The 23644-nt window shown below is 38.4% G+C and carries 20 protein-coding genes and 1 pseudogene; 8 read left to right on the forward strand and 13 right to left on the reverse strand.

Features of this window, described 5'->3' with window-relative positions; translation table 11 throughout:
* Positions 1–99: 99 nt before the first annotated feature.
* The gene (ltaS, locus tag PB1_RS03380) at positions 100–2061 is read right to left on the reverse strand and encodes a lipoteichoic acid synthase (protein WP_003350772.1); all 1962 of its coding nucleotides are present in this window, start codon (positions 2059–2061) and stop codon (positions 100–102) included.
* A gap of 309 nt (positions 2062–2370) precedes the next feature.
* Here ltaS and PB1_RS03385 point away from each other — a divergent pair, with 309 nt between their 5' ends.
* Positions 2371–3258 carry a permease gene (locus PB1_RS03385; protein ID WP_003350773.1) on the forward strand — a complete coding sequence of 296 codons (888 nt, stop codon included), beginning with the start codon at positions 2371–2373 and terminating at the stop codon, positions 3256–3258.
* 16 nt (positions 3259–3274) lie between these two features.
* Positions 3275–4123 carry a TIGR03943 family putative permease subunit gene (locus tag PB1_RS03390; protein ID WP_003350774.1) on the forward strand — a complete coding sequence of 283 codons (849 nt, stop codon included), beginning with the start codon at positions 3275–3277 and terminating at the stop codon, positions 4121–4123.
* Positions 4124–4198: 75 nt separating this feature from the next.
* Here PB1_RS03390 and PB1_RS03395 read toward each other — a convergent pair whose 3' ends face one another.
* The 3 genes and pseudogenes from PB1_RS03395 to PB1_RS16785 form a co-directional block, all read right to left on the reverse strand.
* Complete coding sequence (locus PB1_RS03395) at positions 4199–4972, reverse strand: Cof-type HAD-IIB family hydrolase (RefSeq protein WP_003350775.1); 774 nt, start codon at positions 4970–4972, stop codon at positions 4199–4201.
* 226 nt (positions 4973–5198) lie between these two features.
* Positions 5199–6107, reverse strand: coding sequence for an ROK family protein (locus PB1_RS03400; protein WP_003350776.1), 909 nt, complete (start codon positions 6105–6107; stop codon positions 5199–5201).
* Between the two features lie 200 nt (positions 6108–6307).
* A pseudogene (locus tag PB1_RS16785) lies at positions 6308–6553 on the reverse strand (ATP-binding protein); the annotation flags it as partial.
* Between the two features lie 129 nt (positions 6554–6682).
* Here PB1_RS16785 and PB1_RS03405 point away from each other — a divergent pair.
* The gene (locus PB1_RS03405; RefSeq protein WP_003350778.1) at positions 6683–6913 is read left to right on the forward strand and encodes a hypothetical protein; all 231 of its coding nucleotides are present in this window, start codon (positions 6683–6685) and stop codon (positions 6911–6913) included.
* 380 nt (positions 6914–7293) lie between these two features.
* On the opposite strand, the gene cydC is transcribed toward PB1_RS03405, so the two are convergent.
* From cydC to PB1_RS03425, 4 genes are read right to left on the reverse strand one after another with little or no spacing between them, the layout of a single operon-like run.
* Positions 7294–9033: a thiol reductant ABC exporter subunit CydC gene (gene cydC / locus PB1_RS03410; protein ID WP_003350779.1), complete on the reverse strand. Its 1740-nt coding sequence runs from the start codon at positions 9031–9033 to the stop codon at positions 7294–7296.
* Positions 9033–10748, reverse strand: coding sequence for a thiol reductant ABC exporter subunit CydD (gene cydD / locus PB1_RS03415; RefSeq protein WP_003350780.1), 1716 nt, complete (start codon positions 10746–10748; stop codon positions 9033–9035). The genes cydC and cydD overlap by 1 nt, the downstream gene beginning before the upstream one ends.
* Positions 10748–11761 carry a cytochrome d ubiquinol oxidase subunit II gene (gene cydB / locus PB1_RS03420; protein ID WP_003350781.1) on the reverse strand — a complete coding sequence of 338 codons (1014 nt, stop codon included), beginning with the start codon at positions 11759–11761 and terminating at the stop codon, positions 10748–10750. Before cydB ends, cydD begins: the two co-directional genes overlap by 1 nt.
* 1 nt (position 11762) lies before the next feature.
* The gene (locus PB1_RS03425) at positions 11763–13169 is read right to left on the reverse strand and encodes a cytochrome ubiquinol oxidase subunit I (protein ID WP_003350782.1); all 1407 of its coding nucleotides are present in this window, start codon (positions 13167–13169) and stop codon (positions 11763–11765) included.
* A gap of 526 nt (positions 13170–13695) precedes the next feature.
* Here PB1_RS03425 and PB1_RS03430 point away from each other — a divergent pair.
* On the forward strand, positions 13696–15795 hold the full coding sequence (locus tag PB1_RS03430) for a transglycosylase domain-containing protein (protein ID WP_003350783.1): 2100 nt from the start codon (positions 13696–13698) through the stop codon (positions 15793–15795).
* Positions 15796–15978: 183 nt separating this feature from the next.
* Here the strand turns inward: PB1_RS03430 and PB1_RS03435 are convergent, their stop codons facing one another.
* On the reverse strand, positions 15979–17391 hold the full coding sequence (locus PB1_RS03435) for a SpoVR family protein (protein WP_003350785.1): 1413 nt from the start codon (positions 17389–17391) through the stop codon (positions 15979–15981).
* A 129-nt stretch (positions 17392–17520) separates the two neighbouring features.
* Positions 17521–17856: a DUF3889 domain-containing protein gene (locus tag PB1_RS03440; RefSeq protein ID WP_003350786.1), complete on the reverse strand. Its 336-nt coding sequence runs from the start codon at positions 17854–17856 to the stop codon at positions 17521–17523.
* A 207-nt stretch (positions 17857–18063) separates the two neighbouring features.
* Here PB1_RS03440 and PB1_RS03445 point away from each other — a divergent pair, with 207 nt between their 5' ends.
* A complete protein-coding gene (locus tag PB1_RS03445) occupies positions 18064–18306 on the forward strand; it encodes a YhdB family protein (RefSeq protein WP_003350787.1) in 243 nt (80 codons plus the stop codon).
* A 133-nt stretch (positions 18307–18439) separates the two neighbouring features.
* Here PB1_RS03445 and PB1_RS03450 read toward each other — a convergent pair whose 3' ends face one another.
* Positions 18440–20191 carry a phospho-sugar mutase gene (locus tag PB1_RS03450; protein ID WP_003350788.1) on the reverse strand — a complete coding sequence of 584 codons (1752 nt, stop codon included), beginning with the start codon at positions 20189–20191 and terminating at the stop codon, positions 18440–18442.
* Between the two features lie 197 nt (positions 20192–20388).
* On the opposite strand from PB1_RS03450, the gene PB1_RS03455 reads away from it, so the two are divergent.
* Entirely contained in the window at positions 20389–20823 is a 435-nt protein-coding gene (locus tag PB1_RS03455; RefSeq protein WP_003350789.1) for a disulfide oxidoreductase, read from the forward strand.
* 1 nt (position 20824) lies between these two features.
* Complete coding sequence (locus PB1_RS03460) at positions 20825–21295, forward strand: thioredoxin family protein (protein ID WP_003350790.1); 471 nt, start codon at positions 20825–20827, stop codon at positions 21293–21295.
* A 108-nt stretch (positions 21296–21403) separates the two neighbouring features.
* On the opposite strand, the gene PB1_RS03465 is transcribed toward PB1_RS03460, so the two are convergent.
* Positions 21404–21802, reverse strand: a complete 399-nt coding sequence (locus PB1_RS03465) for a YhcU family protein (RefSeq protein ID WP_003350791.1) — start codon at positions 21800–21802, stop codon at positions 21404–21406.
* A gap of 278 nt (positions 21803–22080) precedes the next feature.
* Between PB1_RS03465 and PB1_RS03470 the strand changes: the two genes are divergently transcribed.
* Entirely contained in the window at positions 22081–23004 is a 924-nt protein-coding gene (locus PB1_RS03470) for an RluA family pseudouridine synthase (RefSeq protein ID WP_003350792.1), read from the forward strand.
* Positions 23005–23089: 85 nt separating this feature from the next.
* Here the strand turns inward: PB1_RS03470 and PB1_RS03475 are convergent, their stop codons facing one another.
* A complete protein-coding gene (locus PB1_RS03475) occupies positions 23090–23350 on the reverse strand; it encodes a GlsB/YeaQ/YmgE family stress response membrane protein (protein ID WP_003350793.1) in 261 nt (86 codons plus the stop codon).
* Positions 23351–23644: the final 294 nt, after the last annotated feature.

Here is a 23644-nt window from a genome sequence, read left to right on the forward strand (position 1 = left end):
GGGTCTGACACCTTCCAACAACAGCAATATATAGAATGTTTTTTTCGGTTGTCTATTGTATTGGAGGGGTCTGACCCTTTGCTTTCGAGTCAGCCTCACTTAGTTATCTGCTTGATCTGCAGCATCTTCATTTATATTTTCTTTATGATTGTAATCATATTTAGATCGGTCCACCGGATTAAAGCCTTCAGGTGTATAGAACCGTAATAAGTCTCCAATTACTACCCGGTCTGAAAGATCTAATTTCAGCTTCGCTTTTTCCTCTAATTTTGCAATCTCCTTATTTTTTTCGATTTGATTTCCGGCTCTATCATAATAATTGCCATTTACAACACTTACATTCGGGCTCACGAAATTGCCATTTCGAAAAGGAACAAGCTGGTCATGCTGTTCAGATAATAAGTCTGTTCCAAATTGCACGTAATCTTTTGTATCGATCCCAAGCAAATGAAGAAGTGTTGGGAGCAGGTCGACTTGTCCACCGTATTGGTGCATAATGCCGCCTTCTATCCTCGGAACACGAATAAATAATGGCACCCGCTGTAATTGAGCATTCTCAAACTCATTCATTTCTTTACCAAGAACTTGTTCCATTGCTTCATTGTGATTTTCTGAAATGCCGTAATGGTCACCATACATAATAATAACAGAATTGTCATACAATCCCGATTCCTTCAGATATTGAAAGAATTCTTTCACAGCTTCATCTAAATAACGGGCTGTTCGGAAATAATTGTCAACCGAATTATCTCCGGTCGTATGTCCATCAATCGTTGCATCTTCTTCATCAATCGGATAAGGAAAATGGTTGGACAATGTAATAAATTTTGTATAAAACGGCTGCGGCAACGATTTTAACAATGGCATTGATTCCGCAAAAAACGGCTTATCCTTTAATCCATAATTAAGTACGTCCTCTGGATTCATATTATAATAGCTTGAATCAAAGAACTTATCATAACCAAATGATTTATAAATTTCATCGCGGTTCCAAAATGATTTTTTGTTGCCGTGAAATACCGCGGATGTATAACCATGTTGGCCTAAAATCGCAGGAGCTGCCTGATACGTATTTAAACCTTTTGTGGAAAAAGCTGATCCTTGAGATAAACCGAACAATGAATTTTCCAATAAAAATTCCGCATCAGCAGTTTTTCCTTGCGCTGTTTGATGGAAAAAGTTGTCAAAATATAACGTATTTGCATCCCTTGTTAACGAATTTAAGAATGGAGTAACTTCTTTGCCGTTTAACTTATAATTAATAATAAAATTTTGCAGAGATTCCAAATGGACATAAATAACATTCATACCTTTTGCTTTTCCAAAGTATTGCGGGTTTGGTTCAGCATAATTTGATTTCGTATAGTTAACAACCTCTGTAATATCATTACTGTCAGCTAATGCTCTCTGGGTGGATGATTTCGTGCTTTGGATCGCATCATAAATAGTAAAGTTGTACATTCCTAAATATTTAACAATATAATTTCTGTCAAACGTCCTAGTTAATAATTGAGGACGGTCGATCTCGGCAAGAGCAACATTTGCACATGAAATGGCAATCGCCGAAAGAAATACGAGGCTTACTTTTCGACGTGAAACGTTAGATTGGACATGTTTCAGCTTCCAAACAGCCACTAATAACACTAAAAGGAAGATGTCAATAAAAAATAATGGATCATATGGTTTCAATAATGCAAGAACATTCCCGCTGACATCTCCAAAGTTTTTAGACTGAGTGAAGGTCGGAAGAGTAATAAAATCGTTGAAAAAACGATAATAGACTACATTCGCATATAATAGTAAAGTTAAAATAAAATCAATTGCAACAATCCAATAATAGCGTGATTTACCTTTTGCAAAAAGTGCAAATCCGAGAAAGAAAAGGATCGATCCGATCGGGTTTATAAAAAGCAAAAATTGTTGCATGGAATTATCGATACCTAAGTTAAACTCAAATTGCTGCACTAAATACGTTTTTATCCATAACAGGATGGCAGCCAATAAGAAAAAGCCGGCATTTTTATTGAAAATAGTTTGACCTTTTATCATTAAATGTTTCATATTTGTCACCTTCCTGTTTCTTATCTAGTGTAGTATATTTAGTTTGACTTCATTTGTTTTTTGGCGACAATAATATAATACCACAGCTGTCAAGTATCAAGAAAATTATATACTTATTATGAAATACATGAAATAAGCTGCTATGTTGCAGCTTTTTCTACTGATTTAATAGACCCCTTTTTAGGAGTCTATATCTACAATCACCTTTCGCTTTCTTTAGAAAGTTATTTCCAACTGATTCGAAATCGCTAAGTTTCTATTTATAATGATTTTGTATGTTTTTTATTTAAAGTGGATTGGAGGCATAATGTGACTTCACAATCATTTTTACAGCTTAATTCTATCTTTATCAGTATATTAATAGAAGCGATTCCATTTATACTTATTGGCGTATTTATTTCCGGTCTAATTCAGATGTTTATTACAGAAGAAATGGTTGCAAAAATTATTCCGAAAAACCGTTACCTTGCTGTGCTGTTTGCTTCAACAGTCGGTGTATTTTTTCCTGCATGTGAATGCGGAATCGTTCCAATAACCCGCAGGCTTTTATTAAAAGGAGTTCCTCTGCATGCAGCAATTGCCTTTATGTTAACTGGGCCTGTAATTAATCCGATTGTGTTATTTTCCACTTATATTGCATTTGGTAATAATTGGGAAATGGTGATTTACCGTGGTGGGTTAGCTTTACTTGTTGCCTTCCTTATTGGTGTTATTTTGTCTTATCAATATAAAAATAATCAGCTTTTAGAGAAGGTAACAACAAACGGTCATCCCCATAGCCATTACCATCAACAACAATCGTTCTTAAGAAAACTGACAGGAACATTGCGCCATGCTGTAGATGAATTTTTTTCGGTTGGCAAATATTTAATTATAGGGGCCTTTATTGCTGCTGCTATGCAGACATATATTAAAACGTCAACACTATTAGCAATCGGCCAAAATGACATTTCCTCTTCACTTGTCATGATGGGATTGGCATTTGTTCTATCCCTTTGTTCCGAAGCAGATGCTTTTATTGCATCTTCATTTAGCAGTTTATTTTCGACCGGATCTTTAATAGCTTTCCTTGTATTTGGACCGATGGTTGATATAAAAAACATGTTCATGATGCTCGGAATCTTTAAAAAACGTTTTGTGGTTGTATTAATTACTTATATTGCAATTTTCGTTCTTATTGGATCCCTATTTTTCTAAAAAGGAGGGGTAACACATGTTTAGAACACTCATTTTGATGTTATTCACATTTTTCTTTTTCCATCTTCATGCTACGGGAAATATTACAAAATATATTAATATGAAATATTCGTATTTATCTTATATTGCCATTTTTATCTTTGCAATTCTGACCATTGTTCAGGCATATGTGTACTTGAAGGAACTTGGTGAAAAAGAAACTGAATCACATACTTGTTGTGATCACGATCACGATCATGATCATGAAAATGACAAACCTTTTTTCAAAAGAATCTTTGTCTATGCCATTTTTTCATTTCCATTAATCTCTGGATTATTTTTTCCTGTTGCAACTCTTGATTCAAATATTGTTAAATCAAAAGGTTTTTCTTTTAAAAGTATGGAAACGGCGGATCCATATGCACAAACTCAATATCTCCGTCCGGATTCGAGTGTTTACTACGGAAAAGATGGATATGATGAATTAATGCAAAAAGAATTGGAAAAATATTCTTCAAAAGAAGAAGTAGAATTAACAGACGATGATTATTTAAAAGGTATGGAAACCCTTTATAATTTCCCGGGTGAATTTCTTGGTGATACGATTAGTTTTGACGGATTTGCATTTAAAGGTGAAGCGATAAACGAACGGCAAATGTTTGTTCTAAGATTTGGGGTCATTCATTGTATTGCAGATTCAGGCGTTTTCGGGATGCTGGTTGAATTTCCGGAGGAAGTACAAATTAAAAATGATCAGTGGCTTCATGTAAAAGGTACGTTGTCATCTATATACTATCAGCCTTTTAAATCAACCATTCCCGTTCTGAAAGTTAAAGAATGGAATCAAATTGAACAACCAAAAGATCCTTATGTTTATCGAAAATAAACTGACATAGAAAAAATTAAGGGCTGACTCATAAAGGTCTGAACCTTTGCTTTAGAGTTGGCCCCCTTCTATATCTTATAATAAGCCTAATAATTCAAGACCGTGGGCAATCCCGTCTTCCGTAACATCTTTAGTTATATATCTGGCGACTTTTTTTACAGATTCGTGGGCATTCCCCATCGCGACACTGTTTTTTACAAACCGGAGCATTTCTATATCATTTAAACCGTCCCCAAAAGCATAAACCCGGTCTTCCGAAATTCCTAAATGGCTGATGACAGCTTTTATACCTCTAGCTTTTGAGCCGCCTGCCGGTAAAACATCTGTTGAAACCGGGTGCCAGCGGATAAAGTCAAACTGTTCAAACTCTTCCATATAGTCCTTTTCTTCTCCCTCAGCACAAAATAGCAGTGATTGAAAGATTTCACGGTCTTCAAAGTATTCCGGATCATAGGACGGGTGGCTGAATTTTAATGTTTCAATACTCTCTTGTATGTGTGGATGATACTCTATGTTTGATTTCATTTCTTCATGGGATAAATATACGAGCGGATGCTGTTTCTTCGAAGAATACTCCGCCAGTTTCCGTAAAGACTCTAAATGAAGCGGATTTTTATATACAACTTTATTTTTAACAACTACATACTGACCATTAAAAGAAACATAAGTGTCAATATCGAGCTCTTTCGCCAAATCTCTAAACATAAACGGCGCCCGTCCTGTCGCAATGCCGACTTCATACCCTTTTTCTTTTAAAGCATGGATCGCTTGTTTCGTTGAATCAGGCAGCTGTTTATCATGATCAAGCAAAGTTCCGTCAATATCAAAAAAAATCATTGTCTGGCTCATAATATCCCCTCACTTTGGCTGAAAATTGATTCTATCTGAATAAATATAGGATATATTTCTTCTCATTCGATTTCTTTCGTTGCTGTTGGTCTGACTTTGGAAGAATCCTGACCCATGCCATTATAACAAAAATACTGATAATGCGCATTTCTAAGACTTTGCAAGTCAAGTATTGATAAAAAATTAACGAGCCATGGGAGCAGTCCCCATGACTTATTTATCAAAGTTACTTCATACCAGATTCTGATAGCCTTGTTTCTTTTTTCTGATATGCCTGTTTTCCCAAAAGAAGTGCACCGACTATACCGGAATCCTCTTTCAATCCCGGAGGTACGATATAATCCTCAATACTTGTTGAAAGTTCAGGCAACCCAATATAATTGTTTAACAATTGTTGTATATATTTGTGAATATAAGTAAAAATTTGTTTTTGCCTCATAACCCCTCCACCAAGAATGATTTTCTTTGGCGAAAGAATAAGAACATACTGCATAATTGCCTGCGCAAGATAAAAGCTTTCCAGATCCCAAACTTCTTGCCTATCTTGCAGCTCTTCAGCTTTTTTGTTCCAGCGTCCTTCGATCGCAGGACCAGCTGCGAGTCCCTCCAGGCAATCTTGATGATACGGGCAATTTCCTTTGTAATTGTCATTTGGATGGCGCCTTACAAGAATGTGTCCCATTTCAGGGTGTGAAAGTCCCTCAAGAAGTTTCCCCTGGACAATGGCGCCTGCACCAATACCGGTTCCAACAGTAATATATAAACAACTGTTAAGTCCTTTAGCGGCTCCTAATGCAGACTCCGCTAAAGCGGCAGCGTTAACGTCGGTATGAAATCCGATGGGAATATTAAATTTTTCTTTAATTGCCTGAACAAAAGGATAGTTATTCCAAGCTTTTTTTGGAGTAGTTGTAATATAACCGTATGCCGGACTTTCCGGGTTAACATCTATCGGTCCAAAAGAGCCAATGCCAATTGCATTCAATTCAAATTCTTTAAAGAAACCGATCACCTTCCCAATAGTTTCTTCAGGAACAGTTGTCGGGATTTCGATTCTTTTTAAAATGCTTCCGTCTTCATTTCCAACAGCGCAAACAAATTTAGTGCCACCCGCTTCAATACCGCCAAGAAACATAAAATACCTCCATTTTTATGGTAACTTCCATCTAATATTGACAATGATATTTATATAAAATCATCACCTATCTTTATTAGAAGGTCAACAGTTTTAAACCATTTTCTTATCTATCAGGAAATATTTAACTAGAACCTGTTTTTGGCAAGTAAAAAATGTATCAAATGGCAATGAAAAATGTACTACTTGCCACTCCCGTTTTATTTATTTTGTAAGATTGAATCTCTTAACCGACGGCTATCACCGTTAAAGAACAATAAATGTGAATGGTGGATTAACCGATCTATAACAGCTTCTGTCAAGATTGGATCGCCAAACACGTGATTCCACTGCCCGAATTGTAGGTTGGTAGTCACAATCAAACTTCTGGTTTCATAACACATAGAAATAATCTGAAACAACAATTCTGCACCTTGCTTTAGCAGAGGAATATATCCCAGTTCATCTTATGGAAAGACAATTATTATGTAAAGTTAAATTCTAAAGGCCTGATTTTACAAAAGATTGTTAGCATTTAACTTTGCATAATACTTTAATGATAAAGTAGTATCGAACATTTTTAAGGAGGTTAAAACATGTCCGATACTACTAATCTTACAGAATTAATTCAGCAGGCAACTAAACACTTAATTGATTTGAAATATTCCGAAGGAACCATATATCGGTATATACTTGTCTGGAAGCAATTACAGATATATGCGGATACTAGGAATTACGAAAGTTTCTCAAAAAGGAAAATGGCAAATAGGATTGGAAACAGACAAGAGGTGCAGAATGGAATTCTCATGTACAATGGACTTCAATGAGTGAACGTGCCTTGAACGAGAGTAAACGTACCTTGAACGGGAGTAATCGCCTCCTGAACGGGAGTAAATCCCTCCCGAACGGGAGTAAATGCCCTTCGAACGGGAGTAAACTCCTACCGAACGTGGGTAACCATATCACGAACGGGAGTAAAAACCCAAAAAAATAATCCACCCTTGAGTTAGCAACTAAGGTGGATTATTCCTTTAGACTGCTGATCCTCTTTCGAGGGAACCGTCTATTGCATGACCGTTTGGTGTTACTAGCTCCGGCGGTCTTTTTTCATGTATGCTATTTTCTAATTTTATTATATCCAACAATGCAGAAAAAACGGTAAACTTTCAGGAACACATTCTACCTAAAGCAGCAAATCCTATTTGTACTACCCATTCATGTAAAACGGACGATCCAGTGCATATAAACGGCGATATCTTTCCTCTTTATCCAGCAGTTGTTGATGACTGCCTTCCATGGTGATTTTTCCTTGTTCTAGGAAAAGGATGCGATCCATTTTCTCCACACCTATCAAATGGTGCGTTACCCAGATGATCGTTTTTCCCTTCAGTGTATCGAAAATGTCAGCCAATAGGTTTGCTTCTGTGATGGGATCGAGTCCGACTGTCGGTTCATCCATGATGACGATCGGAGTATTTTGCATTAATATCCGTGCCAATGCGATTCTTTGTCGCTCTCCTCCGGAAAAGCGCTGTCCTGTTTCATACATGTTGGTCTCATACCCTTTTGGCAATTGCATAATCATCTCATGCAATTGAACCATCTTGGCTGCTTCGTATACTTCTTCATCCGTTGCTTCCGGGTTGCCGAGGCGGATATTGTTCATGACGGATGTGTTGAATAAATAAGGCTTTTGGTTGAGAACAGCCATAAATTTTGGAACAGCCAAACCCAACTCATGTGCATTCAGCCCATTTATTTTCACTCCGCCGCTGGTCGGTACAAGGGCTCCCTGGATCAATTTCAACAGCGTTGATTTTCCGGCTCCGCTGCGCCCGATAATGGCGATTTTCTCACCCTGTCCAATTTTTAAACTAAAATCGTCCAGCAATGGTGTTTCAGATTGATACCCAAATGATACATGGTTTATTTCAATTGTTGCTTCAGATGTGTCCGGTGAATCGTTCAAATTCTCTGATTCGATCCATGGCGGGGCTTCTGCTTGGATGGCTTCAAGGCGCTTGATTGAATCTTGATGGGTTGTTGTTTCGCTGACTGCCCCTGCAATCGGCAAAAAGGATTCCACCAAGGACAGCGCTGCGAGACCAATAGCTGCAATGAACGTTGGAGAGAATTCTCCACTTAGCGTTTGCTCATTGGCCCAATAGATCGCCAAGATAACAACGGCACCAAGCACCATCTGATTCGTAATATCCCGCCAGTTCACAAAGGAATGTTTCTTCGTTTCGAGTGCGAGCAGTTTTTTTTCTTGTTCTTCGTATCTCTGAATAAAAGTCGTGTATTTCCCGCTGAATATCCAGTCGCTTATGCCAAAAATCGTATCGGTAAACTGTTGATAAAGTTGGTGTCTTCCCCTTTTCAATTGTTCATTTTTTGTTTTCGTATAAATATATGAAACAATTGGACCGACAAAAATCAACAACCCGATTAATACAGCCAGGAGAATCGCGAATGGAATCGAGAAAAGCCCGGCACAAATGATGATCACTGTGTAAATGATTAAAGAAACAATCGAGGGAAACAGTGTCTTTAAGTAAAAATCCTGCAAATGCTCAATATCATCGGCGAGTGCACCAAGAATATCACCCGTACGAAAGCGGGAACGAAGAAACAAGGCTTGCGGCTCGATGATTTTATATAAGCGGACGCGCATTTCGGAAAGTATTTTCAGAATGAATTGGTGTCCTGTCAGCCTCTCCACATAGCTAAGCACGGCCCGGCCGATTCCAAATGCTCGGACACCGACAATCGGCACATAAACCATTAATATGGATTCCGGTTGTGTAGACGCTTTCGAAATTAAATACCCTGAAACAAACATCAATGCCCCGCCAAAAAGAATGGTAAGCGAACCAAGAAGAATAGCCAAGGCAAACAAGCCGCGATATTGACGCAAATAAGGAATAATCCATTTCTCCTTCTCCATTAAACGCCCTCCATTTGAATTTTAACGAGCTGATAATAAGCAGAACGCCGCTCCATTAACTGGTCGTGTGTTCCGATCTCCACTATTTTTCCTTGATCAAGAACAATAATTTCATCCATATCAAGCATCCAATGCAAGCGATGAGTTGCAAAAAATACGAGCTTTCCATTAAATAGTTTTAGCATCGTTTCTTTCAATTCGTATTCCGTTTCAATATCAAGATGGGCAGTAGGCTCATCAAGCATGATAATAGGACGGTTGCTCAAAAATGCTCGTGCGAGGGCTATACGCTGTTCCTGTCCGCCGCTTAAGCTCCGTCCGCCTTCCCCTATGATTGTCTCGAATCCATGCGGCAGCGATTGAATCACTTCAGTGAGGCCCGCTCTTTCTGCGGCTTCCTCTACTTCTTTCTCCGTTGCCTCCGGATCATAAAAGCGAATATTGTTTAAAATCGTATCGTGAAAGATATAAGGGTGTTGAGGAATATACGTTAGTTGCCTTTGCCAATCATCTTGAGACAAAGTTGTTAATTTCTTGCCGTTTACCTGAAATTCACCTGACGAAGGTGTTAAAAATCCACTTAATAGATCGATCAATGTAGATTTTCCTGCACCGCTTGCTCCGATAATTCCGATTTTTTTTGAACCTGAAATGGAAAATTGGATATCTTGCAATGCCGGGCGATCACTTTCTGCAAAACGTACACTCATTCCTTCTACAAAAAGTGTACTTGTTGATTTCCAAGGGGGGATGGTCTCCTGTTTTTGCTGCAACGATTCCTTATCCAGGATTTCCTGAACCTTTTTGCCCGCTTCTTTCCCGTCAAGCGTCGCATGGTAATCGGCCCCAACCTCCCTGATTGGCAGGAAGTATTCCGGTGCAAGAATAAGGATAATCAACGCCGGGAGCAGCTCCATCTTCCCGTTTATTAAATCCATTCCAAGAAAAACAGCAACTGTCGCTATGGAAAGCATGGTAAAAAAATCCAATGCAAACGAAGATAAAAAGGCGATACGCAAAGTTTCCATTGCAGCCCGTCGATATCTTTCGCTTACTAAAATAATTTTGTTGACGTGCTTGCGGCTTAATCCCAAATATTTGAGTGTCTCTAATCCTCTTAAAGAGTCGACAAAATGATTGGACAGCATTTGGTAGGATTCATATTGGCGATCTGCTTTTCTTTTTGCCGCCAAACCAAGCAAAATCATAAAAGCAATAAGGATTGGAACAGCTAAGGCTAAAATGACGGCGGAACGGATATTGACAAAAAAGATAAAGATGCAGATCATGGCGGGTATAATCGCCGAATTCATCATTTTCGGAAGAATAAGCTCCAAATAGCGGCGGAATTTCATCATACCTTCCATTACCAAGGTGACTGTCTGTCCGGAACCTTCTTCTTTTACAAAACGAGGGCCGAGTTGAAACAACTTTTGCAACAATGATTCCCGGAACGCTTCACTCGTTTTGGCAGCAAAATGGTAGGCGTTATTTCTTTTCCAAACGGTAAGCAGTTGGCGAACAACTAACGCAAAAAAGAAAATGGCCAATTTTTTCAAGACATTAGCAAACAAATCTCCCCCGAAAAGGGAGGAGATTGCCATAGCCAAATAATAAGCCTGAATAATAATGATAACACCTTGAATAGCTGTTAATATTGCCAGCCCGGCAAGGACCGGCTTTATCCCTTTGTAAGAGAACAACGCTTTATCCATTAGTATGTTAAATGCTCCTTGTCAGATACCCGTTTACGAAAAACGTAGTAGCTCCAAATAGAATACCCTAATACAAACGGCAAAATCGTTACGGCCACAATAGTCATTACTTTTAAAGAGTATGCCCCGCTGGATGCATTGTAAACCGTTAAATCAAAGGATTTGTTCAAGGAACTGACCATCACTCTTGGGAACAGTCCAACGAAAATCGCCGATACGGTTAACACGATTCCTAACCCCGTCATGGTGAATGCCATTCCTTCTCGTCTTTTCGAAATGAAATAGTAGGATAAACCATAAGCTAGCACAATTAATACGACAATCATAAGCTCAAGGAAAGGGCGTACCTCAAAAATATCTGTCATAAACCAAGACAGACCTACAAAGACGACAAGTGCTCCATATACGGCCAACAGCACTTTTTTCGCCATTGCCGCTGAACGTCCTCTGATCTCTCCTTCTGTTTTCAAAGATAGGAATGTCAAACCATGCAATAAGCACAGTAATGTAATCGTTAAGCCGCTCCAAATGGAATAAATATTCATAACATCCAAGAACCGTGCGACCATATTCATATCTTCATTGATCGGCATACCCTTAAGCATGCTTGTAAACAGAACACCAAAAAGGAACGGCGGCAGCAAGCTTCCAATAAAGACCATCCAGTCCCACACATTCGTCCAGCGTTCATCATCAACCTTGCGGCGGAATTCAAAAGAAACGCCGCGTACAATCAGGCTCAGCAAGATTGTCAGCATCAGTAAGTAATAGCCGCTGAACATCGTTGCATACCAGTTCGGAAAGGCTGCAAAAATGGATCCCGCGCCGGCAATTAGCCATACTTCATTCGCGTCCCAAAAAGGACCGATTGTATTCACCATGACGGTCCTCTCTTTTTGATCACGAGCGAGAAGACGAGTCGACATTCCTACGCCAAAATCAAACCCTTCAAGAAAGAAGAACCCAATAAAGAGAATAGAGACTAAGACAAACCAAAGTTCACTCAATTCCATCTTATACACCTGCCTTATTGAACGGATCTATTGATACGGTTGAATGTTCATCTTTATGTTCTTCCGGTCCATGTTTAATTTCGCGAACCATCAAATAAATCATCACACTTGCAAGTATCGTGAAAATAACCGTGTACATAATAATTGAAAATAAGATGCTCTTTGAAGAAACATTTGGTGATATAGAATCAGCAGTCGTCATTAATCCAAAGACCGTCCATGGTTGACGGCCCACTTCGGTCATAACCCATCCAAAAGTGTTTCCTAAAAAAGGAAATGAGATAGCGGGAAGAAGGATTTTCAAGAATAAACCGCTTTGTTCAAGTCGTCCCTTTCTCCACAGATAAAGACCAATCATGGATAGTAAGATCATTGCTGAACCAAAGCCGACCATTAAACGGAAGCTCCAATACGTCGTCTTTACCGGCGGGATATAATTCGTCTCTTCGCCCGCGATCGAATCATATTTTTCCTCATATTCAGCTTGAAGAGTCTTCATTCCTTTTAAACTGCCTTCAAATTTTGAATAAGATAAATAGCTTAATGCATAAGGAATATTTAGTTCAAACTTATTTTCTTGTTTTTCTGTATCAATCCAGGCAAATACTGACCATGGCGCCGGGTCTGGTGTATCTTCCCAAATACCTTCAGCAGCTGCCATCTTCATCGGCTGTGTATTAACAAGATATTGTGCTTGAGCATGTCCGCTGAAGGCAGCGCCAAGACTTCCGATTAAACCAATGATTAAAGCGAGATTCATCGATTTCTTGTAAAAATCAACATGTTTCTTTTTTAATAGGTTATAGGCACTTACACCGGCAACGAAAAACGCTCCGGTACACAATGCACCTGTGATAACATGAGGAAACTCTACCAATAATTGTCCATTGGTGATAAGCGCCAAAAAGTCAACCATTTCCGCCCTGCCATTTTTAATTTCATAACCAACAGGCACTTGCATAAAAGAGTTTGCCGTTAAAATCCAAAAGCCGGATAGCATGGACCCAATCGACACAAGCCAAATGCTTGCCAAGTGCACTTTTTTAGGTAAACGATCCCAGCCAAAAATCCATAGACCGATAAAAGTGGATTCCATAAAAAAGGCAAGCAATGCTTCAATGGCCAGTGGTGCTCCGAAGACGTCACCGACAAATCGGGAATAATCCGACCAGTTCATCCCAAATTGGAATTCTTGAATAATTCCTGTTACAACCCCTACAGCAAAGTTAATCAGGAACAAATGTCCCCAGAATTTCGCCATTTTTTTGTAAATCTCATTTTTCTTCACTGCGTATAATGTTTGCATGATTGCGATCATAAATGCCAGGCCAATAGTAAGCGGCACAAAGAAGAAGTGGTAAATTGTAGTCAAAGCAAATTGTATTCTTGCCAACATTACTGGATCCATAGTAGTTCCTCCTTTAAGATTTCGCCAGAATTTGACCTGAGGTTATATCATGTTCACAATTTCACATAAATATATGTTCATAATTTCACAAAAATAGGCATTTTGAACAACGGTATTTCCTCCTTAAAGAATTTCATCAGAATTTGGCCTGAGATTATATCATGTTCATAATTTCACATAATAAAGCATTATTAACGTGGAAAAATTGTAAACTAACCAAAAATAAACAGATCACTTTCCGGGTAATGAAAATAATTTTTATTTAGGTTCGCTTTCTCATTTGAATGAGGTAATTACTAAATACTATAGCAAAAAAACTATAAAAATTTCTTAGACAGTTTGACATTTACGACGACATTCAAAAAGGACTTTTTGTATTTGATCAAAAACGAAGCGGGTGGTCTCGGGTATTTGTGCAATTAATGATTTTTTTTATTTCTATGTGTAAAATCATATATGGGACTAAAGTTTATATTAGTCACATCGAATGGAAGACAAATAGTCATGAAGAAAGACGTGAGAAAACATGGAACGGTTACAGCCATACTGGGAAGCAATCGTACGATTTTGGAAAAAGAAGCATATTACACAAATATTATTATTAATTTTGTTAATATTTATATTGCTGATGATTCTCTTTTTTGCTTTTATGGCAAGCCGGGCAAACGTACAGTCGTTAAAAGACGGGCTAAGACAAGCAACTGTGATTTATGATAAAGACGGCGATATTGCAACAAAGGTAGCAACAAACCGGACCGAAGGCGTAAAAGTAAAGGAACTTCCCGATCATGTAAAGAATGCTGTCATCGCAATCGAAGATGAACGGTTTTATGAACACAATGGATTTGATATAAAAGGAATTGCCAGGGCTTTTTTTCAAAATCTGTTTGCCGGCAGAATTACAGGAGGCGGAAGCACGATCACCCAGCAGCTCACGAAGAACGCTCTGCTTTCCCCGGAACAAACATATAAACGAAAAGTTGAAGAGTTATTTTTAGCTGTAGAAATTGAAAATCATTATTCAAAAGATGAAATTTTAGAGATGTATTTAAACCAGGTTTATTTTGGCAGCGGTGCATGGGGGATCGGCCAGGCCTCAAAGAAATACTTTAACAAAGACATTCAAAAAGTCTCAATTAGTGAAGCTGCGCTGCTCGCCGGTTTATTGCAGGCTCCGTCCGCTTATGATCCATATAACCATTATGACAGGGCAATGGAACGAAGGAACGTCGTTTTAGGCAAAATGAAAGGACTTGGAATGATTTCAGCTGATGAATTTAAAGCAGCAAAAACGGAAGAAATCCAATTGGAAGATGAAGGCGGGAGCTTCGTTGATCGAAAATATCCATATTATGTCGATGCTGTTCTTGATGAAGCAATCTCAAAATACGGATTAACACAAGATGAAATTTTAACAAGAGGATATCGCATTTACACAGAAATGGACCAAAATTTGCAATCTACACTTGAACACGTATATGAACGAGATTCTCTTTTTCCATATGGAAGAGGCGGTACTCTAGTTCAGAGTGGTGCAGTCTTGCTAGATCCCGCATCAGGCGGAGTCCGGGCTCTTGTAGGAGGCCGGGGAGAGCATGTATTTCGCGGGTTTAACCGGGCAACACAATTAAAGACCCAGCCGGGATCAACAATGAAGCCGCTTGCTGTGTACACCCCGGCACTAGAAGAAGGTTACAAAGTTACGTCCAAGCTTAAAGATGAGCCAATGTCATTTGACGGCTATAAGCCGGAGAACTTTTCCAAAACATACAAAGGCGAGGTTCCAATGTATGAAGCAGTTGAAAAATCATTAAACGTTCCGACGGTTTGGCTGCTAAATGAAATTGGACTGGATAAGGGTCTTGATGCATTGAAACGATTTGGCATCCCAATTGAAAAAGAAGATGAACATCTCGGAATCGCCCTTGGTGGAATGCATAAAGGCATCTCCCCCCTTCAATTAGCTGAGGCCTTCTCGGTTTTTCCAAACGAAGGAAAACGGAACGACAGCCACTTGATTACAAAAATTGTCGGTCCAACTGGAAATATAATTGCCGAACATAAACAAAAAATAACAAAGGTTACATCAAAATCAGTCGCAAACGAAATGACTTCTATGCTTCTGAATGTCGTTGAAAGTGGAACAGGAAAAGGAACAAACATTCCCGATGTCCAGCTTGCTGGCAAAACAGGAACGACCCAGCTCCCATACAATGATGTCGACGGAACGAAAGATCAATGGTTTGTCGGTTATACACCGAATCTTGTCGGAGCTGTCTGGCTTGGATATGACAAAACAGACAGGGAACATTATTTATCCAACTCTAGCTCTGAAAATGTCGTGCCGATATTCAGGGCGATTATGGAGGAAATCCTTCCATATATTGAACCAGCGGAATTTAACGTACAATCCGTTAATGAAACAATTGCAGGAAAAGATCAAAAAGAAACCGAAGAAATGATTAAAGAAAGAGCCGAACAAATGAAAAAACAAGCGAAAAAAATTGAAGAAGTACTAAAAGAGGAAGCTCCAAAATGGAAACAAACATTAGATGAAACAATAAAGGATCTCGAATTTATAGGAGAAAAGCTGAAAGAAAAGCTGAAAGAAGTTAAAGGTAATTGATTTTTATGACTTTCCCGTGCTTCTAAGAAAAGGGCTGGCTCAAAAGTAAAGGGTCAGATGCCTCTAAGACAACATATAGACAAAGATTACAAAAAAACCAATCTATATATTGTCATTAATGGAAGGATTCAGACCCTCATGAGTCAGCCTCATTTAGTTCTTTCCTCTTTTATCTAAAACATGTCACAAATATTTCCGATGCACAGCTTTACCATCAGTGGAAAAAAGCATGTGACGCCCTTCCACAATTGTTTCGATATGGACGCTTCTGCCCCAAAGCTGATGGATATACGGCAGTACTTTTTCCAGATATTTAATATCAAGTTCAATGCCTTCATACCAGTGCTTTATATAAAGCTCTCCGTTCTTCTGATAGTCGCCGTCCATTACTGTCAAATAAGGAAAGCCGCCGTTTATGCGCATATTCACGAGCTGGTCGCGCACATTCTCCCATTGCTTATCAACAATTTTGTAATCCTTTCCCTGTTTCTGAAACAAATACATGTCTTCACGCATAACAAGTTCCTTTGTTAAATAGTTCCGAAGGAAAGAAATATCCCCTTCTATTTCTCTGACTTCAAATATTTTTTCACGGCCTGAACCAGGACGAACTCCCCGCTCTTTCATCTCCTCGGTTGGGTTATTATAACGATCTTCAATATCTTCAAAAATTTTCAAGCCAAGGTAATATGGGTTTATTCCTGTCCGGGACGGCTGCAATACCCCTGCATTCAACTTTGCAAACTCAATCGCTTCACCCGAAGTCAGGTCCATTTCCCGAAGAATTCTTTGGTGCCAATAAGACGCCCAGCCTTCGTTCATGATTTTTGTTTCAAGTTGAGGCCAAAAATAGAGCATTTCTTCCCGCATCATGGTGAGAACATCCCTCTGCCATTCAGAAAGCTCGCGGCTGTATGACTCTATAAATAACAGCAAGTCTTTTTCCGGCTGAGGCGGGAATTTCTTTTTCTCCTTTTTTGGTTCCTTATTTTTTTTATCTTTTTCGTCCAAACTCCATAAATCATCGTAGGGGCTTGAGGAAGTTGTTTCCTCTTCCTCAAAATCATCTTCAATTGACCATGACAGCTTTGGACGCATTAGCGAAGGATCGATATGTTCTTGAATAGCAAGAACAGCATCAAGGAACATTTCTACCTCATGTTTTCCATGCTTAATTTCGTACCTGCGGATCCTCTCTGCCGTGGCTGCCATGCTTTCAACCATGTCACGCTTAGTATTTTGAAAGCGGGTATTATTTTTAAAGAAATCACAATGGGCCAAAACATGGGCTACAATCAATTTATTTTGGATTAAAGAATTCGAATCAAGCAAGAAAGCGTAGCATGGATTTGAATTAATAACCAATTCATATATTTTTGAAAGCCCTAAATCGTAATGAATTTTCATTTTGTAAAACTGTTTTCCGAAACTCCAGTGGGAAAATCTTGTCGGCATGCCGTAAGCTCCAAAGGTATAAATGATGTCAGCTGGACAAATTTCATAACGCATCGGATAAAAATCGAGCCCAAATCCTTTAGCAATTTCCGTTATTTCCTCTATCGCATATTCGAGGGCTTTACGATCTTCTTCCTTCATCATTCTCTCCCCCTTTTCCTTCTTACCACAATGTATGAGGAAAAACAGGGAATGATGAAGTTTGTTTCTGTTTTTCTTTATAAAAAACGAAGAAAACCATGCACCATGTTTTTCTGCATATTTTGTTTCTTAACGGCCTTGGTATTGAACCTGTGGTTTCATTTCAACTGTCAAAGACAAAAGTTTTTTGTTGGCAAGGCTGTGGGTAATATAAACGACAACAGTAATCGGTTTTCCTTTTTCTGTTACTTTAAACTTAAAAGAATCCATTACATCCGTTTCTGAAATTTTCTTTCTTCCCAAATATGTATACTCCTTAACCTCATCTTCAGGAAAATCTTCCTTCACAACGACAATTGCAATTCTTCCATATTTTTCATAATCAGGTTGCTGTGCAATCGCTTTGAACGGAAGTAAAGAGACGAATAGGATTGTCATGCAGATACCAAGTAATCTCTTTTTCATCATTATACCTCCAATAATCTTGTTTTATTATTGTTAGCATTTTCTAAATTAATGTTTTTATGTACAAAAAACATTTATCTCTATTCGTTTTTTTATACATGCAGAACATGTTAATCGTTTAATATCAATAAGACCAACATTTGCTGAGAAAAAAACAGACGATCTTTCATAAACTAATTTCAACTCCTGATCATGGAGGAGATAAATATGAATAAATTGGATTATGATCGGGCGCTGTTTTATACACACCAGTCTGAGTGGGACAACCTACTGATCCTGATGGTCAGAACAAAGGACCATTTTTTATCCAAAAAAATCGAATATTTTTTGCACGCCTACCACTTTGAAAAAGATTATTCGGTTGTAGAAAAACATTTATATTCCTTGCTGCGCTACATCGACCATGCAAATGAAGCTGCAGAGAATGAATATCAAGAAATTCCAATATAAAAGGAAGGAAATTCCACCAAAAAGGGGCTGACTCATAACCAAAGGGTCAGCCCCCTCCAATACAACATATAGACAAACACTAAAAAATCTTCTACATATTTGCCATTGTTGGGGGGAGTCAGCCCCTTATGAGTCAGCCCCTTTTAGATTTATTTTCTTTTATAATTTGTTCCACCATATGCATGAAGTCTTTTTCAATTGCTTCAAGCTTTTGTTTGCTCTCACTCATTGTCTCGCCATTTACACCAAAATAAAATTTGATTTTTGGCTCCGTGCCGGAAGGACGCAAACAAATCCAGGACCCGTCGTGGAAATGATATTTGAGGACATTCGATTTCGGAAGATCAATCTTCTCTTCCCTTCCATCTCTATCTGTTCGAACTCCATATAAATAATCTTCTGTCACAGCAACTTTTAACTTCCCGAGATTTCTTAAAGGATTTGAGCGGAAGGACTCAAGCGTTTTCCGGATTATCTCAGCCCCGTCCTTTCCTTTCAAAGTTAAAGAGCGGAGCCCTTCCAGATAAAAACCATATTTTTGAAAGACTGAAAGCAATGCTTCATAAAGAGACATTCCTTTCTTTTTGTAAAAAGCGCAGACTTCTGCAGCAAGAAGGGCTGCCTGTACAGCATCTTTGTCACGGGTAAATTCCCCGATCAAATAGCCATAGCTTTCTTCATAACCAAAAAGAAATGTGTGTTCACCTGACTGCTCAAATTCTTTAATTTTTTCCGCTATAAATTTAAATCCTGTCAAAACATCAATCGTTTTCAGCCCGTAAGAGGAAGCAATTTTTCTGCCTAGTTCAGAGGTTACGATTGTTTTTAAAACAACCCCGTTTTCTGGAAGAGTCCCTTTTTGTTTCTTTTGCGACAGCAAATAATCCAGCAGTAATGCACCTGTTTGATTTCCGGTTAAAACAACGTATTCTCCATGCTCGTTTTTTACAGCAATTCCTAAACGGTCAGCATCAGGATCTGTGGCGATTAGAATATCAGCGTTCTCTTTCTTGCCGTCCCTGATGGCAAGTTCAAATGCAGCATGTTCTTCCGGATTCGGGCTTTTCACTGTTGAAAAATTTGGATCAGGAAGCTCCTGCTCTTTGACAATATGCAGGTTTTGAAAACGAAATGCTTTTAAAGCTTTTTCGACAGGTTGCCTTGCTGTTCCATGAAGAGGAGTAAAGACAATTTTAATATCGGATTCTTCAGCAAGCCCCGGGTTTTCTGAAACCGTCAGCAGCTCTTCCAAATATGCATGATCAACTTCGTCGCCGATTATTTTGATTAAACCTTTGTCAATTAAGGCTTGTTCATCCATCACATCAATTAAGAGCTCATCTTTGATTTCGTTAACCTTGGCAATTACTTTATCAGCACTTTCTGATGTGATTTGGCCCCCATCTGGGCCATATACCTTATACCCGTTATATTCAGGAGGATTATGGCTGGCAGTAATAACGATACCTGAAAAGGCATTAAGGTGCCTTACTGCAAAAGAAAGCTCCGGAGTTGGCCTTAAATCATGAAAAACATATGTTTGAATGCCTTTTGTTGCCAGTGTTTTCGCAGCTTCCATGGCAAATTCTTTTGATTTATGGCGGGAATCATAAGCAATTGCCACTCCGCGCGTTTTTGCTTTTTGTCCATGTGATTCGATGTAAGCCGCAAGGCCGGCAGAAGCTTTTCTGACAGTATAAATATTCATTCTGTTTGTGCCGGGACCAATCTCTCCCCGCATTCCGCCTGTACCGAATTCTAAATCTTTATAAAATGCTTCTTCGAGTGCTTTTTCGTTTCCGGCAAGATTATGTAATTCTTCTTTCAATTCAGGCTCCATTTTGTTATACAGCAGCCATTTTTCAGCTTTTATTTTCCAATTCATCATTAGCCCTCCAGTTGATTTCTGATTCTTTAAACATTTCAATATCGAAAAAAAGACTCCTCTAAAAATAGAACGCAAAATTATGACAAAAATCGTTCTTCCTCCCAATTTTATCACGAGAGTCAATAAATGTTGATTTACAAGTAAATTTCTAAAAAATATAATGGGGTTGTAATTAATACTAAAGGAGTTCGTTTATGCACCCAAAAAAAGATGTTCGTGAAACATTATTATTCGTCGCTTGGGCAACATCGGTAATTGCCATGTTCGGAAGTTTGTATTTCTCGGAAATTCGCCAATTTGAACCTTGTGAATTATGCTGGTATCAGCGGATTTTGATGTATCCGCTCGTTGTTATTTTAGGAATTGCCGTTATTAAAAAGGACTACTCTATCGCGTTCTACGCCATGATTTTGTCAGGTATCGGCTTTTTTACTTCCCTTTACCATTACTCGCTCCAAAAGATTCCTTTTATGGCTGACCACGCAATATCATGTGGAAGGGTGCCCTGCACAGGTCAATACATAAATTGGTTAGGATTTATTACAATTCCATTTTTAGCCCTTACAGCGTTCACGATTATTTTTATCTTTAACTATTTCATTTTGAAAAGAAATAAGGAGGCAGCCTAGCATGAAGAAAGTGATCATTTTTTTGGCCATTATTATCGCACTTTTTGCCGGCGTCGCAATTTTAAATAATATGCAGCAAAAAGAAAAAGTTTCTGCAGACAATCCTTACCGTAAAGACAGTCTTCATCCGGAAACGGTTAAACAATTGGACGACCCGAATTATCAAAATATTATTCTTCCTGAAGAACTTGAAAAAAAGTTAGAAGCTAAAGAAGATGTAACAGTATACTTTTTCAGTCCAACCTGCCCACATTGCCAGAAAGCAACACCGATTGTAACACCTTTGTCTAAAAAAATGGGAATAGATCTTTTTCTGTTTAACCTGCTTGAATTTGAAGATGGCTGGGATGACTATGGCATTACGGAAACGCCAACGATTGTACAATATAAAGACGGAAAAGAAACAGCCAGGATAACCGGATATAATGAAAAATCTGTATTTGAGGAATGGTTTAATAAATATTCAAAATAACAAGGGAAGGGTCTGACCCCTCCAATACAGCATATAGACAAACACCAAAAAATCATCCTATATATTGTCATTGTTGGAAGGAGTCAGACCCTTGTTTTATTCGAAAATTTAATGAATATGATCATTTGCTGCTTTTACATAAACACTAAATAAACTGCCTCTCATACTTCTTACTTCGGAAAATTGGGAAAATGTAAAGGGAAAATAAATATCAAATTCTTCTAACATACTGGCATTTTTCATGAACAATGAATAGTATTTTTCTTTATTTTGAGAAGTTTCCAGAATTGAAATTAGTGTTTGCAGACTTGCAATGACCTGATAAGCTTCTTTCAGCGTGCCAAAATATTCAAAATGCCGTGTTGATGTATGTAACACTTTTTGCAACTTAAATTCCTTTATGTCTTCGTCGGAAAAATAAAGTGGAAAAACATTGGAATAAAAATAATCCACAAGTTCCTTGATCTTTTGTTCCTGATCAGGAGTTGACGCGTACACAACCTTCACGAATAACCCACCTTTTGTAAGACATGTAATCACTTTGTAACATATATAATAAGAATAGCACAAAATATTACAGCCAAAAGGTGGTAAATATACCCATGTAAAAGGTGATTGTTAACATATTGGGAGATTTAATTCAATAGGATATTGGCAGGATAAAGAGAAGAGAAGCGCCTTGATTTTTTAGCTTCCGACAAGCAAAGATCCTCTGATGAATCTATCCGTGTCTGTTGTTTAACTTTATGAGTACAGAACTAAAATTTTTTTACAAAGGAGTCTATATGTCGAAAACAAGCCGAAAAGGCGATTGGTTTGAAATTATTATCCCTTCTGAATGGGCCGGCATTTCAATCGATCATTTATTTCGAAGCAAATGGAATGCCGCAAAAAAACAAATTTATTATTTAAAAATGGCCAATGCTGTTTTGCTAAACAGACAAGCAGTTGATTGGACTTCACCTCTTCGTGAAGGCGACCTGCTCCAAATCAAACTTTTTGAGCCAACTGAAGATTATGGATATATGCCAACCTATTTTGATGTTCAGGTTATTTATGAAGATGAACATTTAATTGTATTTAACAAACCTGCCGGTATGGATACACATCCAAACGAAACCGGACAGACAAATACACTTGCCAATGCAGCAGCGTTTTATTTGCAGGCTAAAGGAGAGGCTGTAAAAATAAGGCATATACACCGGCTTGACCGTGATACAACAGGTGCAGTCCTGTTTGCAAAACATGCCTTAGCCGGTTCGATTTTAGACCGCATGCTTGAACATCGGTTAATAAAACGGACCTACTTGGCAATGGCAGAAGGCATTCTTCAAACAAAGTCCGGCATCATTAATCTTCCTATCGGGAGGGACCGACATCATCCGACAAGGCGAAGGGTCTCTGACACGGGCCAGCCGGCAGTCACAAGGTATAAGGTTGTACATATCTTAAGAGAAGATAAATTAACCATTGTAGAATGCCAACTTGATACCGGAAGAACCCATCAAATTCGCGTCCATTTCAGCGCCATTGGCCATCCTCTTGCAGGTGATGTGTTATATGGCGGAAAACCGATTTTTAAACGGCAGGCATTGCACGCGGCAAAACTAGAATTTATTCATCCGTTTACGAGAGAAAAAATTATTTGTCATGCGCCATTTATCGATGAACCGCCGATTTTCAAGGATGTTGATCCTTATTCAATCTAAGAAAGGATGAGTCTAAATAAGAAAGAGCTGGTCTAATCAGAGACCAGCTCTTTCTTAATAATCTTCTCCAAATGAGCTTTTGTGATTAATCTGTTGCTTTTCTCATCCCTCTCATGATCAAGCTTAATAAGAAGACAAGGACAACTGCACCAATTAAAGCAGGGATAATGGCAAAGTCAGCTACCTCAGGACCCCAGTCCCCTAATATTGCAGATCCAATCCATGCGCCGATAAAACCTGCTATAATATTACCAATAACACCTCCTGGGACGTCTTTTCCTACAATCATGCCGGCAATCCATCCGATAATACCTCCAATAATTAAAGACCATAAAAAGCTAAACATCTGAACACTCCTTTTTAGTCAAATTTTGTTTATTAAGAAAAAGGTTCAAGTACTACAGAAGGAAAGATCCTTCAATCTGTTACTTACTTTATCGTTAATAACATTGGCTATAGTATTTCCACTGACGAACATTTTTATCATGCTCAAACGTTTTTTTATTTGCGGGGCCGTCCCGCTCGGCTTTAAAGCGTTAATGCTTTAGAGCGGAGCGGGACTGGCCCATGGAAGAGAAATTTTTTAGAATCTTATTTATTATTCAAGATATTTCGTATAAAATATTCTCGTTTGAAACAT

Origin of the sequence: Bacillus methanolicus PB1 (assembly GCF_000262755.1) — a bacterium.
Taxonomy (GTDB): Bacteria; Bacillota; Bacilli; order Bacillales; family Cytobacillaceae; genus Bacillus_Z; species Bacillus_Z methanolicus.